Origin of the sequence: Glutamicibacter sp. AOP12-B1-11 (assembly GCF_052379245.1) — a bacterium.
Taxonomy (GTDB): Bacteria; Actinomycetota; Actinomycetes; order Actinomycetales; family Micrococcaceae; genus Glutamicibacter.
The window spans coordinates 1-456 of sequence record NZ_JBQSYL010000096.1; the positions used below are offsets into that span (position 1 = coordinate 1).

Here is a 456-nt window from a genome sequence, read left to right on the forward strand (position 1 = left end):
TTGCCGCAGGCCGAGTGGGGCGGCTTCGGCCAGTCCGGGGTCGGCCGCGAGCTGGGGCCGACCGGGCTGGGCGAGTACCAGGAAGCCAAGCATATCTACCAGAATCTGGACCCGCAGGTCACCGGCTGGTTCGCCCAGAAGTAGCGAAGAGGGAAACTGAGGATTATGAGCAACACTAACGAATTTGACTACATCGTCATCGGCGGCGGTTCGGCCGGCGCCGCGGCCGCCGCACGGCTGAGCGAAGACCCGGCGGTACGCATCGCGCTGGTGGAGGCCGGCCCCGATGACCGGGGTCTTGAGGAGGTCTTGCAGCTGAACCGCTGGATGGAACTGCTCGAATCCGGGCTGGACTGGGACTACCCGATCGAGGCGCAGGAGAACGGGAACTCCTTCATGCGCCATTCCCGGGCCAAGGTGATGGGCGGGTGCTCCAGCCATAATTCCTGCATCGCG

Annotated in this window: 1 protein-coding gene; it reads left to right on the top strand. The window is 65.4% G+C overall.

Annotation, left to right across the window (positions count from 1 at the left end; genetic code table 11):
* Window positions 1-165: 165 nt before the first annotated feature.
* A partial coding sequence (locus ACT3UQ_RS19750; protein ID WP_444637825.1) for an FAD-binding protein occupies window positions 166-456 on the top strand: 291 nt, incomplete at its 3' end.